The 13675-nt window shown below is 63.0% G+C and carries 10 protein-coding genes; 2 read left to right on the top strand and 8 right to left on the bottom strand.

Going from position 1 to position 13675, the window contains the following annotated elements; translation table 11 throughout:
• Position 1: 1 nt before the first annotated feature.
• Positions 2-892, bottom strand: coding sequence for a MurR/RpiR family transcriptional regulator (locus WN982_RS18000; RefSeq protein ID WP_341313267.1), 891 nt, complete (start codon positions 890-892; stop codon positions 2-4).
• A gap of 147 nt (positions 893-1039) precedes the next feature.
• Between WN982_RS18000 and WN982_RS18005 the strand changes: the two genes are divergently transcribed.
• Positions 1040-2317, top strand: coding sequence for an amino acid deaminase (locus tag WN982_RS18005; protein ID WP_341313268.1), 1278 nt, complete (start codon positions 1040-1042; stop codon positions 2315-2317).
• A gap of 63 nt (positions 2318-2380) precedes the next feature.
• Here WN982_RS18005 and WN982_RS18010 read toward each other — a convergent pair whose 3' ends face one another.
• Together WN982_RS18010 and WN982_RS18015 are read right to left on the bottom strand one after the other, a co-directional pair.
• The gene (locus WN982_RS18010) at positions 2381-2878 is read right to left on the bottom strand and encodes a MarR family winged helix-turn-helix transcriptional regulator (RefSeq protein ID WP_341313269.1); all 498 of its coding nucleotides are present in this window, start codon (positions 2876-2878) and stop codon (positions 2381-2383) included.
• Between the two features lie 31 nt (positions 2879-2909).
• Positions 2910-4505 carry an MDR family MFS transporter gene (locus WN982_RS18015; protein WP_341313270.1) on the bottom strand — a complete coding sequence of 532 codons (1596 nt, stop codon included), beginning with the start codon at positions 4503-4505 and terminating at the stop codon, positions 2910-2912.
• 149 nt (positions 4506-4654) lie between these two features.
• Here WN982_RS18015 and WN982_RS18020 point away from each other — a divergent pair, with 149 nt between their 5' ends.
• Complete coding sequence (locus tag WN982_RS18020) at positions 4655-5497, top strand: EcsC family protein (protein WP_341313271.1); 843 nt, start codon at positions 4655-4657, stop codon at positions 5495-5497.
• Here WN982_RS18020 and WN982_RS18025 read toward each other — a convergent pair.
• The 5 genes from WN982_RS18025 to WN982_RS18045 form a co-directional block, all read right to left on the bottom strand.
• Entirely contained in the window at positions 5467-6441 is a 975-nt protein-coding gene (locus WN982_RS18025) for an alpha/beta hydrolase (protein ID WP_341313272.1), read from the bottom strand. The genes WN982_RS18020 and WN982_RS18025 overlap by 31 nt on opposite strands.
• Before the next feature lie 119 nt (positions 6442-6560).
• A complete protein-coding gene (locus WN982_RS18030; RefSeq protein WP_341313273.1) occupies positions 6561-6995 on the bottom strand; it encodes a CHRD domain-containing protein in 435 nt (144 codons plus the stop codon).
• 505 nt (positions 6996-7500) lie between these two features.
• Positions 7501-11841, bottom strand: a complete 4341-nt coding sequence (locus WN982_RS18035; RefSeq protein ID WP_341315834.1) for a transporter substrate-binding domain-containing protein — start codon at positions 11839-11841, stop codon at positions 7501-7503.
• Between the two features lie 122 nt (positions 11842-11963).
• Positions 11964-12710 (bottom strand): aquaporin Z, encoded by a 747-nt coding sequence (gene aqpZ, locus WN982_RS18040; protein WP_341315835.1) that lies wholly within the window; start codon positions 12708-12710, stop codon positions 11964-11966.
• A gap of 250 nt (positions 12711-12960) precedes the next feature.
• The gene (locus WN982_RS18045; RefSeq protein WP_341313274.1) at positions 12961-13605 is read right to left on the bottom strand and encodes a response regulator transcription factor; all 645 of its coding nucleotides are present in this window, start codon (positions 13603-13605) and stop codon (positions 12961-12963) included.
• Between the last annotated feature and the right edge of the window lie 70 nt (positions 13606-13675).

Consider the following 13675-nt stretch of genomic DNA (forward strand, 5'->3'; position numbering starts at 1 on the left):
ATCAGTCTCCTAACGGTTGTCGATCGCCACCGCCACGGTGCGCGTCGAGCGCGTGCTTCATGCGGCGGAGCAATTCTCGGCTCTCCTCACCCTGACTGACGGCAAGTTCGGTGACGAGTACATCGAGCGCCATCATCATCGCGTAGCGCGACGACGACGGCTTGTAAATGAAATCGGTCTCAAACGCGACGATCGGGATCACCCAATCGGCCAGTTTTGCGAGCGGTGAAGCCGGTGCAGTCAGCGCAATCACGGTCGCGCCGTAGCTGCGCGCGATCCGGCAATTCTCGACCATCTCCGGCACACGGCCCGTCGTCGACAGCGTGATCACGACGCACTCGCGCGATACCGTGCTCGCCACCATGCGCTGCAACAGGCCGTCCTGATAGGTCGCAACGGGCCGGCCAAGGCGGACCAGCCTGAAACGCATCTCGTCGGCGAGCGCGGTCGAGCCGCCGCCCATGCCGAACACGTAGATCATCCGCGCAGCGCGTAATGCGGCTGCGGCTTCGGTGAGCGGTGCCTGGCGCAGCAATTGATGGTTATGGGTAAGCGCGGTCTGCACTTCGTCGAACACGCGGGTGGCGATCGGCTCAGGAGCATCCGTGGGACCGCCCGCTTTCAGAAAGCGCTGGCCGACCGCGGCCGCCTGGGCGAGCCGCAGTTTCAGCTCCCGCACGTCGCGGCAACCCACGGCCTTGGCAAAGCGCGTCACGGTCGCCACGCTCACCTCCGCTTGCTGCGCGAGCGCACCGATGCTGGCGCGCGACGCGCCGGTCAGATCGTCGAGAATCAGCGCGGCGACCTTACGCTCGGCCGAGCGCAATTCCGGCGCGCATTCGGCAATGCGCGCGACGATGTCGAAAGCCAGCGGTTCAGCAGTAGAGTTCATTGCAGACGGTGGGATGCCCGCACAGCCGCCCGTGAGCATGGCCGAGCAAGCCGTGGTACTAAATAACATTTCTGCACCCATCGTACTTTCGGTAACATAGTAAAGTCAACTTTGATTCAATTTAACTGGACGATGGAGCAGGGAGACATGAAAGTTACAAACTATCAGGGCGCAACGATTGATCCTTATAGCAAGGGCTTGGGCATGGTTCCAGGCACCAGCATCCAATTGACGGATGCCGCGCGCCTCGAGTGGAATCTGCTGAACGAAGACGTGAGTCTGCCCGCCGCGGTGCTGTACGCGGACCGTGTAGAACACAACTTGAAGTGGATGCAGGCATTCGTCGCCGAGTACGGCGTCAAGCTCGCGCCGCACGGCAAAACGACAATGTCGCCGCAGCTCTTTCGCCGTCAGCTCGAAACCGGCGCATGGGGCATCACGCTCGCCACGGCGCATCAGGTGCGCGCGGCATATCACGGCGGCGTTTCGCGGGTGTTGATGGCCAACCAGTTGGTCGGCCGCCACAACATGATGATGGTCGCCGAGTTGCTGAGCGATCCCGATTTCGAGTTCTTTTGCCTCGTCGATTCGGTCGAAGGTGTCGAGCAGTTGGGCAAGTTCTTCACGTCGGTGCGCAAATCGCTGCAGGTGCTACTCGAACTCGGCGTGCCGGGCGGCCGCACCGGCGTACGCGACGATGCACAGCGCAACGCGGTGCTCGATGCGATCGCGCGCTATCCGGGCGTTTTGAAACTGGCGGGCGTCGAGTTGTATGAGGGCGTGCTGAAAGAAGAACACGAAGTGCGCGAGTTTCTGCAAAGCGCTGTTGCCGTCACGCGCGCGCTCGTCGACGAAGGGCGTTTTGCCCGCACGCCGGCCGTTCTGTCGGGCGCGGGCTCGGCCTGGTATGACGTGGTCGCGGAAGAATTCGTGAAGGCGTCGGAAACCGGCAAGGTCGAAGTCGTGCTGCGCCCCGGCTGCTATCTGACACATGACGTCGGCATCTACCGCAAAGCGCAGACGGACATCTTTGCGCGCAATCCGGTCGCGAAGAAAATGGGCGAAGGCTTGCTGCCGGCACTGCAACTGTGGGCGTATGTGCAATCGATTCCGGAACCGGATCGCGCGATCATCGGTCTCGGCAAGCGCGATTCCGCGTTCGACGCGGGCATGCCGGAACCGGCGCGCCACTATCGTCCGGGCAGCGAGGCGCCGCGCGATGTCGCGGCCAGCGAAGGCTGGGAGATTTTCGGCTTGATGGATCAGCACGCGTATTTGCGGATTCCCGCCGGCGCCGACCTGAAGGTGGGCGACATGATCGCGTTCGACATCTCCCACCCCTGTCTGACGTTCGATAAGTGGCGTCAGGTGCTGGTGGTCGACCCGTCGTATCGCGTCACCGAGGTGATCGAAACGTTCTTCTGACGACGTTGAAAACGGCGCGCTCAACACAAGGTGGCGCGCCGCTCGTCACGGCGGCGTACTCGCTTAAACCTGGCGCTCGGGGTCGGCGCCCACCGCTTCGGGCGCTTGCGTAGCGGCGGCACTGCTGGCCGTGGCCGCCACTTCGCCGATCCGCACTTCGAGCAGCTTCAACGCGCCCGACAGCGCCGCCAGCGCGTCGTCCGGCAACCCGGCCATCGTGTCGTGCAGAAATGCATTACGACGCGGCATGCTGGCTTCGGTCGCCGACAGCCCCGCTTCGGTCAGGCGCACGTTGGTCACGCGGTTATCGCGCGTATCCATACTGCGGGCGATCCAGCCGAGCCCTTCCAGCGTTTTCAATTGCCGCGTGAGCGCGCCCGGATCGACACGCAAGCGCTCGACCAGCCGCTTCTGCGACGACTCCCCAGCCTGTTCGTGCAGCGCCAGCAGAATGCGCCAGCGCGGCAACGGATGGCCGACGTGCGCCTCGAATGCCGACATGAACGCCCGATAAGTGCGGCCGAATTGCTGCACGACGGCGACGCGGTCCTGTTCTTCCATGACGTGTCAGTAAAACGGTAAGTCGAAAAATTCAGTCCGCGTGAATCACCGGCTCGAGCTTGCGCTGGAGCTTGACCGGCGGCACACGGCGGCTTTGCCACACCGACAACACAGCGATGATCGCCGCCAGCGCCAGACCCAGATGAATCGCCGCGACCAGCGCCTCGCGCGCGGTTTCCAGCAGCATCGCACCGTTGTGGCCGGCATGCGTCAACTGACCGAGCAAGGTGGTTTGCGCATCGCGATTGATCAGGATTTGCGGGTCGCCCAGATCGGCGAACCACTGGGTCGCATGATCGTTTTCCAGCGCGCTGCGCACGCCGCTCGCGTACATGTGGGTGACCAGCGTGCCGGTGAGCGCCGTGCCGATCATCCCGCCGATCATCCGCAGCGACTGTAGCAGCGCCGTGGCGATGCCGAGGTGCTCGCGGCCGGCCGTCTGCTGCGCGAAGATCGTCAGGTTCGGCATCACGAAACCGAGACCAAGGCCGCCGAGAACCATGAACGACATCAGCATCCATTGCGGCATCGAACGCGTGGCGACGACCGCGCCGAGGCACGAAAGCGCCACTAGCGCGAAGCCAACGTACAGCATCAGATTCGGATTACGCACGCGCGAGACGATCCGCCCGTTCGCAATACTGCCGACCGTGATGAACACGACGAGCGGCGTAATGACGAGCCCCGCTTCTTTCGGCGACATGCCGAAGCCGCCCTGGAACAGTAACGGCGCGTAGAACAGCAGCGAGAACATCGTGAAGCCGCCGAGCACCGCCAGCGTGAACAGCGCGGCGAGACTGCGGTTGCGGAACATATCGACCGGCAGAATCGCAGTCGGGCAGCGCTTTTCCCACTGCCACAGCGCGTACGCCGACGCGACGCTCAACGCCAGCAGCGCGAACGCGCCGAAGGTGACGCCATGTTTCGGCAACAACTCGACGAACAATTGCAATGAGCCGAGCGACACCGCAATCAGCAACGCGCCGGGCCAGTCGAGCCGCATCTTGCCTTCGTGCTCGACGTGCCGCAGATGCGGCAGGAAGCGCCAGACGAAAAACAGCGACAGCAAGCCGACCGGCAGATTCACATAGAACACCGAGCGCCAGCCGTAGTACTGCGTGAGAAAACCGCCGAGCGACGGACCCACCGCATTCGCAATGCCGAACGCCGAACTCATCAGCACCTGCCAGCGCAGACGCACGACCGAATCGGGAAAGAGATCGGGAATGCTGGCGAACGCGGTGCCGACCAGCATGCCGCCGCCGACGCCCTGCAGACCGCGCGCGAGCACGAGAAACAGCATGTTGTTGGCGGCGCCGCATAACACCGACGCCGCGGTGAACACGATGATCGATGCGATCACGAACGGTTTGCGCCCGTAATAATCGCCGAGCCGGCCGAAGATCGGCACAGTGATCACCGAGGTAAGCAAGTACGACGTGGCGACCCACGCGTACAGCTCGAAACCTTTCAGCTCCGACACGATGGTGGGCAAAGCGGTGCCCACCACGGTCTGGTCGAGCGCGACCAGCATCGTGACGAAGGAAATGCCGAGCATCGCCAGCAACGATTCACGGAAGGGTAAAACTTGCCCACTCGAGTGGTGAGCAGCGGTATGGACAGCCATTTTTGATAGCGCAACAGTTGACTCGTCAATCAATGGGGAATCATACCATGGTGCGACGTTCTAAACTGGGACGTTGGCGAGGTTCAGCGCGCCGCCAAATCGATTCAAATCGACTGAAGAACGGGAAACACATGACGCCAGGGAGGCACATGGAGCCGAGTTCGCTCGCGGCACTTGCTTTATCGAACGAAGATCTGATCGCGCTGCGGCGCGCGAAACACCAACTGGAAAGCCCCGCTCTGGCGATGAAACTGGCCAGCATCGTCGGTTCGCCGTTGGAGAAACTGATGTCGCGGATGCCGGCTTTCGCCAACAAAAAGGTCACGGATGCAACGGAACTGGCGTTGCGCAAGTGCCTGTCGATCGCGCTGCGCACGCTTGGACGGCAGGACGGCGCAGCGCCGCTGAGCGTGCCCGACAAGCCGAGCAACCTGCTGCATAAATTCGCCGTAGCGACCACCGGCGCGGCCGGCGGCGCATTCGGACTGTTCGCGCTGCCAGTCGAGTTGCCGGTGACGACCACGCTGATGTTCCGCTCGATCTGCGACATCGCGCGCAGCGAGGGCGAGGATCTGTCGTCGATCGACACGCAGCTGCAGTGCCTGACGGTGCTGGGCATGGGCGGCACATCGAAAGCCGATGACGACGCCGACTTCGGCTACTTCATCATGCGCGGCGCGCTGGCGCAGGCGGTTTCGAAAGCTTCATCCGAAATCGCGACGAAGGGCTTCACCGCGCATGGGTCCGCCGCGTTGCTGCGCCTGCTCAACACGATTGCCGCGCGCTTCTCGGTGCAAGTGAGCGAGCAGATCGCTGCCAAATCGATTCCGGCAATCGGCGCTGTGCTCGGCGCGATGGTCAACACGGTGTTCATCGACCACTTCCAGCAGGTCGCGCATGGCCACTTCACCGTGCGGCGGCTGGAGCGGCAATACGGTCAGGAAACGGTCGAGGCCGCCTATCAGACAATCGACATCGCACTCGACGGTTGAGCAGCGGCGTCGCGCCCGCCCGCTTCACTGGTTACGCGCCGCACGAAAGCCGCGGCGCGGTCGAGCGCGCGGTTCGCTTCCGGGATGAACGGTGTGAACAGCGGCCACACATGCGGCATCTTCTTCCACACTTCGAGCTCGCAGACCACGCCAGCGGCGCGCGCGTTGTCGGCGACGCGTTGCGAGTCGTCCAGCAGCACCTCGGTGCTGCCCGCCATGATGAAGAGCGGCGGCAGGCCGTGCAGGTCGGCGTAGACCGGCGAAGCGTACGGATGCGTTGCGGCCGCGTCACCGAGATAAACCTGCGCCGCGAGAGCAATTGCGGGGCCGCTGAACATCGGATCGAGACCGTCATTGGTGCGGATGGTGGCGCCGGCAGCGGCCAGATCGGTCCAGGGCGAGAACAGCAGGCCTCCTGCCGGTAGAGGATCGCCGGCATCGCGCAACGCGACGAGCGTGGCTAGCGCGAGACCGCCGCCCGCTGAATCGCCCGAGATCACGATCGACTCCGGCGGCGTGCCGTCGGCGATCAACTGGCGATAGGCCGCGGTAGCATCATCGAGCGCCGCCGGGAAGCGATGCTCGGGCGCGAGCCGGTAGTCGAGCGAAAAGACCGGCGCATTGGCACGCGTCGCCAGACCAAACACAAGCGAGCGATGCGTACGCGGCGAACAGAAGTAATAGCCGCCGCCGTGGAAATACAGCACCGTCGGCTGGTTCCTGACGCTGGACGCGCCATCGATGCGTTCGATCCACTCGCCGTGCAACGGTTGATCGCCCGGCCCGTACATTTCGCGCAGATTCCAGCCGGCGGGCACACGTGGCGACCAGACACGCTTGGCCGTCAGCGCGCGCGCTTTCTCGACATTGATGCGCGGCTTGAGAGTTTGCGGTAGAAACTGTCTGCGCAGATACCAGCACGCGAGCGCACTTTGCCAGCTCATCGGGACACGCTCCTTCGATAGTGTCCCGTCATGGTACGTGCGTTCGCCAAAACGTCGGTGGACGGCGGCTTCTAATCTTGAAAACCGCCTGTTCTACCGAAAGTGGTGTACACAACGCCCTAGTTAGCCGGCAAAACCTGCCCGCGAATCTCGCCCATCGGGTTCTGTCCCGTGTGGACGTTGAAGTACCACTGCCCCGCCATCAGGTCCGTCACCTGCTGTTCGGTAAGCACGGCCGATCCTTTGATCGGGCTGGCAAGAGCGCCCTTCTCGATCGGCACCTGGGGTTTGGCGTTCTGCCCGACCGGCGCGGGACCGTGAAAATGCGCGGCGGTGGCCGGCCCGCTCAGTCCTTCATAGGTAATCGTCCATTGCAGGGTTTTGGTCGACGTATCGAACGTGGCGTTCAACATGCCGTGCCCGTGACTCACACGCGGCGGCACTTCGCTCGACGGCTCGAGGTCCGCCTTCAACGCCACCGTATCCGCGAAGGCGACGCCTGATGCCAACGCCCACAACACCACAGCGAGATTCAATTTTCGAAGTGCAATCATTGTCTTCTCCGGACTTGATACACCGCCGCACCGAAAACCCGGTCACGCGCGGAGCCACCACATACTAGTGCAAATCCTTCCAACATGTTTGCGCCTAGGCCGCGTGACTTGACGGTGTTGGCCGCGCGCATCCGACAACGAGAAAAGCACCGCGAGCGGTGCTTTTCTTCCCACGGTGACGCGCTTCGCTTTGGAAGCGGTAATGGATACCCCCGTCGTCACCATAACCTGGCTTCGAAACAACACGCTGTCGACGCTTTCATCGATATTTCCAAACAGTTAATTGCGCATTTCGTAATAAATCTTTTGCGTGAGCCCGGTTATGCTTCGGCTTGCGAGAAGTGACTCCTTCATCGAGGGATGTCTCCAAATCTTTAACGCGGCTTCGGCCGCGTTTTTTTTGCCCTCTCGTTCTGCTCCTCACCTTGCCGCCTCGTCTGCCGGCGCCGAAGCCACCGGCCGCGGACCGTGCGACGGTACAACCGGGTCGCCGCACAACGACACATCATGTGAGCGTTGCGGCTTGCGCCTCGATTCCATCCAGCATCGCATTGCATTTACGCACCAGCAGCAGTCCGTCGCTGCGCACGCGTTCCGGCGTCTTGATGGCGATGTCCCGGCGATAGTCTTCCAGTGCGTTGAGCAGTGGCGAATATTGCAGCACGCTCGCCGCCCCGGCCACCCGGTGATGCCACTCACACAGACGCTCGACGTCACTACGCTCGAGGAGCGGCTCCAACGCCAGCACGTCTTCACGCACCGACGAAACAAACGCGTCGAGCAAGGCCTTGACAGTCGATTCGCTGCTCCACAGTTGCGTCATGTGACTCAGGTCGACCGGAACGAACGGCTCGGCACCGCCGCGTGCATCCGGTTCGGCGATCGGCGGCGTACTGACGGTTTCAGCAGGTGAGGCTTGCCACGCGCTGTCGCTGCCGAACCAGCGGCTCAGGTAGTCACGCAGCGTAGCGAGCCGGGTCGGCTTGACGAGGCAGTCGTCCATACCGGCGTCACGGCATAGATTCAGGTCCTCGGGCGCGGTGTTCGCCGTAATCCCAAGGATCGGCAGGCGATACGCGCCGCCCTGCTCCCGCTCCCGGATGCGTCGCGTCAGTTCGTAGCCGGACAGGTTCGGCATGTGGCAGTCCGTGATCAGAAAACCGTAGCTGGTTTGTTCGAGCGCCGCCAGTGCTTCGGCGCCGTCGTTCGCCACGTCGCAGGCAAAGCCGAGCAGAGTCAGTTGATGACGAATCAGCTCCTGATTGACCGGATGATCCTCCGCCACGAGGATCAGCCGGCCACTGGCGATCGCGCGCTCGCGGTCCGGTGGTACGGCACCGCCCTCCGGCGTGCGCGGCATGCCCGCTGCACGCGGCGCCACCGACGGCAGGCCGGTCATCGCGGCGGCGCACGCCACACCGAGACCGCGCCACGAAATGGGATTGACGCTGACTCGCACGTTGTCGTCGAGAATCCGGTAGCCGGTCGGCTTTGGTTTCTCGCTGAGGCAGATGAGTCGCGAACTCGCCGGCATCCCTGCTGGCAATGGCAACGTCACATCTTCGCCAACAAAGATCAGGTCGACGTTCGCCAGCGTGTCGGGCTCGGCCAGCTCCGCCGCATCGGGCGATACAAGGCGCAACTCGAGTCCAAGCGCCTCGCCGAAATGCATGAGCGCATGCGCCACTCGCGTGCCGCCCGTTACCACCACGCCGCGCTTGCCGCGCAAGCCGTTCACCGAGTAACGCGGTGACTCGACAGGCATGGTGAGGCGCACCGTTATGCGGGTGCCGGCACCGGGCTCGCTGTGCAGCTCGAGTGCGCCGTTCATCAGATCGGTCAGCTTGCGGCAGATCGTCAGGCCCAGACCCGTGCCGCCGAAACGGCGGGTGGTCGACGACTCCGCCTGCACGAACGGCTCGAACAGCTGCGCCTGCACCTCCGGTGCGATGCCGATGCCGGTGTCCTCGACGGTCATTTCGAGCGTCTGAGCGCCGCCGCTCCGCCCGGCGACCGCGACCCGCACTTCGACCTCGCCCTCCAGCGTGAACTTGATGGCGTTGCCCAGCAGGTTGAACAGAATCTGCCGCAATCGCACACTGTCGCCTCGCAGCTTGGCGGCGACCTCAGGCGCAATATCCACGCGCACCTTCAGGCCCTTCTCATGAGCCTGGCCAGCCAGCAGACCGACCGCATAGTCGACCAGTTCGCGCATGTCGATGGGCTCGGCTTCGATCGTCAACTGCCCTGCTTCGATTTTCGAATAGTCGAGCAGGTCGTCCAGAATCTGCAGCAGCGCGCCAGCCGACTCGTGAATCATGCTGAGCATTTCCCCCTGATCCACATTGAGCGGCGTGCGCTCCAGCACTTCGACGAGGCCAAGCACACCGTTCATCGGCGTGCGGATTTCGTGACTCATCATGGCAAAAAAATCATCTTTGGCCCGCGACGCTGCTTCGGCCACATCGCGCGCTCGCGCCAGTTCTTCCGAGCGCGCGTGCTCCAGACTCGCGTCTACCCAGTAGCCGCTCCACACGACGCTGCCATCGTTCTCGCGGCGCGGCACCAACTCCGCGCGCGCCCATTTGAGGTCATGTTCGCCGCCGAAGCGAAACGCCATATGGACCGGTGTTTCGCAGCGAGCCGATCGTTCCAGCTCCGCCAGCACGAAAGGCCGGTCTTCCGCGCACACGCGTCGGAAATCGATCCCGTCGCCGCCCAGCAGATGCCACGTGTTGCCGCCGATATACGGGAACGAGTACGCACCGTCCGCTGTGCGCCGTAGTTGAAACACGACCGCCGGCAATGAACGCGTCACATCGAACAGACGACGTTCGGTTTCGCGCGCGAGCATTTCGGCGCGCCGGATGTCGGTAATGTCGACCACGGTTCCGAGCACGCAATTCGCCTTACCGTCAGCGCCGTGACAGATCCGGGTCCAGAACAAGCCATGCCGCGAGTCGCCGGCGCGGTCTTCGAACTGAAGCTCCACCTTCGCCAGCTCGCTACCTGTCAGCATGTTGCGCATCATGTCTTCCAGGACGCGGCTGTTTGTGCCGCCCCATGCCTGGACATCCGAAGCGGTGCGCCCGATGACCGCTTCGCGGCACACGCCGCACGCCTCCTCATACGCGCGGTTGATCGCGATGTAACGGCCATCCAGATCTTTGGCGACGAGCGGATAGGGGATCATCTCCATCATGGTTTCCTGAAAGTTCAGCTGTAACGCGAGTTCGCGTTCGGTCTGTTTGCGCAGCCGCACTTCGCGTTGCAGCAGCAGATAAGCCCGCAGCGTGACCAGCAGCACGACGCCGATGGCGATCAGCAATGGCAGCAGACGCACCGCAGTGACGCTCCAGGTTCCCTGCGCACCCGTGTTGCCGGTCACCCACTTCTGCCGGATGCGCTGCTTTTCGGCGGGCGGCATGGCTAACAAGGCGCGGTCGATCAAACCGGCGAGCGGAGCGAGATCGGGGCGAACGGCAAAGCCGAGCGCGTCGGATTCGCTGACCGTTCCGAGGATCTTGAGGACGCTGGCGTAACGTTGCTTGAGCAGAACATCGACGGCGGCCACGTTGCCGACCACCACGTCTGCCTGGCCGTTCGCGACCATCCTTAACGCTTCGTCGAGACTGGGCGCGGTGACGACATGGGTTGCCAGAATATTCTCGAAGAGCGGAATCGAACCGGCGATATGCGGCGAGACCACGATGCGGCGCGAGGCGAAATCGTTGAGTGCTCGTGCCGCCGGCTCATCTTCGCGTCCGACGATCACCAGCGGATAGCTTTCGTACGCACGCGTGTATTGCGCGTTCTTCAGACGCGGATCATGGCCGGAGGATGTGAGGATGGCCAGATCGCCACGCTGGAAGGCTTCGATGGTCGCGGGCCAGTCGGCCGTGTGGGCACGATTGAACACGATGCCCAACGTACGGCTCAGGTAATCCAGATACTCGGCCGCGATGCCGGCAGGATGACCGGATTCGTCCACATAGCTAAAAGGCGGCCAGCCGCTGTCGAACCCCACCTGCAACGGCGGCAGCGAACGCAGCCAGGCCTGCTCCTGCGATGTCAGCAGAGGGCGCCGCGCAGCGGAGGCCGCTTGCGCGTCGAAGCTGCTGGATAGCCAGCGCATGCGGATCGCCGCATCGTCGGCCGGATTCATCGACGTGAGCGCCCGGTCGAGCTGGTCGCGCAGCGCGGCGCGATTGCGGGGCACCGCAAAGCGCAGGCCGGAGATTTTGCTGTTTTCCTTGAACGCGACGTGCAGGCTGCGAAACTCCTCGGTGGCCAACGCGTGCTGGACGGCCGGGGTAAAACCGAGATAGGCGTCGGCGTCGCCATGCGCGACCGCCGACAGCGCCGCATGGGTACTAGCGAAAGTTTCGATCTGCGCGCGCGGAAAGCGCTCGCGCAGCGATCTTTCGAGCGCGAAACCTTTCTCTATAGCAAGGTGGGCACCGGTCAGCTGGGCGGGACCCGCATACGCTTCGCGGTCCCGCCTGGCCACCACCGAGGTTGTTCCACGAAAATACGGTGCCGTGAAACTGAAGCAGCGTTCGCGCTCGGGCGTCCGGCCGACGCTCATCACGAGGTCGACGTTGCCGGCACAGGCCGCGGCCAGCAGTTGCGGCATGTCCGGAAACGCTTTGCCTTCGATAACGACGTTCGGGCCCACCAGTGCGCGCAGGTAGTCGGCGCTCAAGCCCGTCAGCTGGCCGTCTTCGAGAGCGTCTAACGGCATCCAGCCCTTAGCCAGCACGCCAACGGTCAATTTCGCAGGAAAAGCGCCGGCGACGTGCGGATGAGAGGAACCGGCAAACGACTGAGCGAACGCTGCCGACATCTGCGCGACAAAAAACGCGAACACGACAATCAGCCACCGCGATACGCGTCGTAGCGCCCGGCTCATGGCGACACCGTGTTGGAGCTTCATAGGGGATTCCAGGAAATGCTGTGACGCGGCGCTCACACGGTCTCGCCGTGCTCGCTGGAGGGCGCCGCGGGGCGGCCGGCCGACTTGCCCCGCAGAAGCGAGAACAGGGCACCTGCGGCGACGCCGCCAGACATAGGCGCGGCCCAGAACAACCAGAGCTGGTCGAGTGCCCAGTCGCCGACGAACAACGCCTGGCCGGTTGAGCGAGCGGGATTGATCGAGCCATTGGTGATCGGAATCGACACCATATAGACGAGCATCAGACATGCGCCGATGACGAGCGGCGCGATCGGTTTCAAGCTTCGCCGGTCGCTCACCATCAGACTTACACTGACGAAAACGAACGACAACGCAAGCTCGATTGCAAGCGCCGAGTGAAATTGATAGTCAGAAGGAGAGTGAGCGCCGAAACCATTCGCGCCGAACTCGCTCGCGGCCAGTTCGAAGCCGGGTCGGCCGCTCGCCACATAAGCCAATAGGGCTGCACCGGCAATCGCCCCGAGAATTTGGGCGGCAAGGTAGGGCAACAGATCCCGAATCGGGAAGCGTTGCGCGATCGCGAAGCCGACCGTGACAGCCGGGTTGAAATGCGCGCCGGAGATACCGCCGAACATGTAATTGGCCGTGGCCAACGCCAAACCGAACGCCAGCGACACATCGAGCACACCGTAACCCTGCTGGACGGCGCCGCTGTTCAATACGATGCTGCCGCAACCGACAAACACTAGCCAAGCCGTTCCGGCGCCCTCCACCAACAACCCCTTACCTAGCGCCACCATCCCGCCTCCCAGTCCGATCATTTGCCCACAAGGCAGGCGGCGCCGCGTTAGAACCACGAGCCTTCTGCTTAGATTGGTTAGCAGCTCAGTTCCGCTCAGCATGACGAAATGAAGCGTGTCGTCGGATGAGTGCGCAAGGAGCCGCCGTTAATCAGGAACTATGGAATGGCGAGGCCGCGCGACCAATCAGACGATTCCGAAATTCTTAAGAATTATCGGCAGAAACGTGTTGGTTGTTCTCACAAGCCTGTCAGGTCAGCCCTATCTGTCTCGCATATTCGATGAGGTCGTTTTCCGTTTCAAGGCCGAGCTTGCGCATCGCACTCCGCTTCTGCGTGCTGATGGTCTTGCCGCTGCGCTGCAGGCGCGCCGCGATCTCGTAGACCGCGAAGCCTTGCACATAGAGCTGGAAGACCTCCCATTCGCGCGCGCTCAGCACACCCATGCGAGGTTGCGGCGGAGTCTCGGCTGCTTCGATTGCGATGCGCGCTTGATCCGACAGATAGATGTCGCCGGCAACGACGGCGTTGATCGCGTCGATCAACGCCGTCGGGGTGTCACGTTTGTCGACGATGCCGGCCACACCGATATGCAACAGGCCCGAAAGCACGTGCGCGTGGCAGATCATCGTCAATACGACGACGCAGGGATAAGGCCGAACCCGCAATAGCCGGCGCAGGAACGACACAGCGTTGTTGCCACCATGAATGCCCGGCATGCCGATGTCCGACACGACGATGTCGCACGCATGCGCGTCGAGCAGTTCAGCCAAAGTTTCGGTATCGGCCGCCTCGCCGACTATCTCGACGTGCGGCACGGCTTGCAGCAGACGGATGACGCCAAGGCGAACGCAGGCATGATCGTCGGCCACGATGACGCGGATCTTCTGTGTCATTTTGTTGTTGTCATATCAGCTGGCACGCCCTGCACGCAATGTGCATCCCCAGGCGATACCAAGCGCATCT

Origin of the sequence: Paraburkholderia sp. IMGN_8 (assembly GCF_038050405.1) — a bacterium.
Classification (GTDB): domain Bacteria; phylum Pseudomonadota; class Gammaproteobacteria; order Burkholderiales; family Burkholderiaceae; genus Paraburkholderia.

What these genes read in the sequence shown, in the direction of transcription:
- WN982_RS18000 (WP_341313267.1), bottom strand. Translation starts at nt 892, where the DNA reads ATGAACTCTACTGCTGAACCGCTGGCTTTCGACATCGTCGCGCGCATT.
- WN982_RS18005 (WP_341313268.1), top strand. Translation starts at nt 1,040, where the DNA reads ATGAAAGTTACAAACTATCAGGGCGCAACGATTGATCCTTATAGCAAG.
- WN982_RS18010 (WP_341313269.1), bottom strand. Translation starts at nt 2,878, where the DNA reads ATGGAAGAACAGGACCGCGTCGCCGTCGTGCAGCAATTCGGCCGCACT.
- WN982_RS18015 (WP_341313270.1), bottom strand. Translation starts at nt 4,505, where the DNA reads ATGGCTGTCCATACCGCTGCTCACCACTCGAGTGGGCAAGTTTTACCC.
- WN982_RS18020 (WP_341313271.1), top strand. Translation starts at nt 4,655, where the DNA reads ATGGAGCCGAGTTCGCTCGCGGCACTTGCTTTATCGAACGAAGATCTG.
- WN982_RS18025 (WP_341313272.1), bottom strand. Translation starts at nt 6,441, where the DNA reads ATGAGCTGGCAAAGTGCGCTCGCGTGCTGGTATCTGCGCAGACAGTTT.
- WN982_RS18030 (WP_341313273.1), bottom strand. Translation starts at nt 6,995, where the DNA reads ATGATTGCACTTCGAAAATTGAATCTCGCTGTGGTGTTGTGGGCGTTG.
- WN982_RS18035 (WP_341315834.1), bottom strand. Translation starts at nt 11,841, where the DNA reads ATGTCGGCAGCGTTCGCTCAGTCGTTTGCCGGTTCCTCTCATCCGCAC.
- aqpZ (WP_341315835.1), bottom strand. Translation starts at nt 12,710, where the DNA reads ATGGTGGCGCTAGGTAAGGGGTTGTTGGTGGAGGGCGCCGGAACGGCT.
- WN982_RS18045 (WP_341313274.1), bottom strand. Translation starts at nt 13,605, where the DNA reads ATGACACAGAAGATCCGCGTCATCGTGGCCGACGATCATGCCTGCGTT.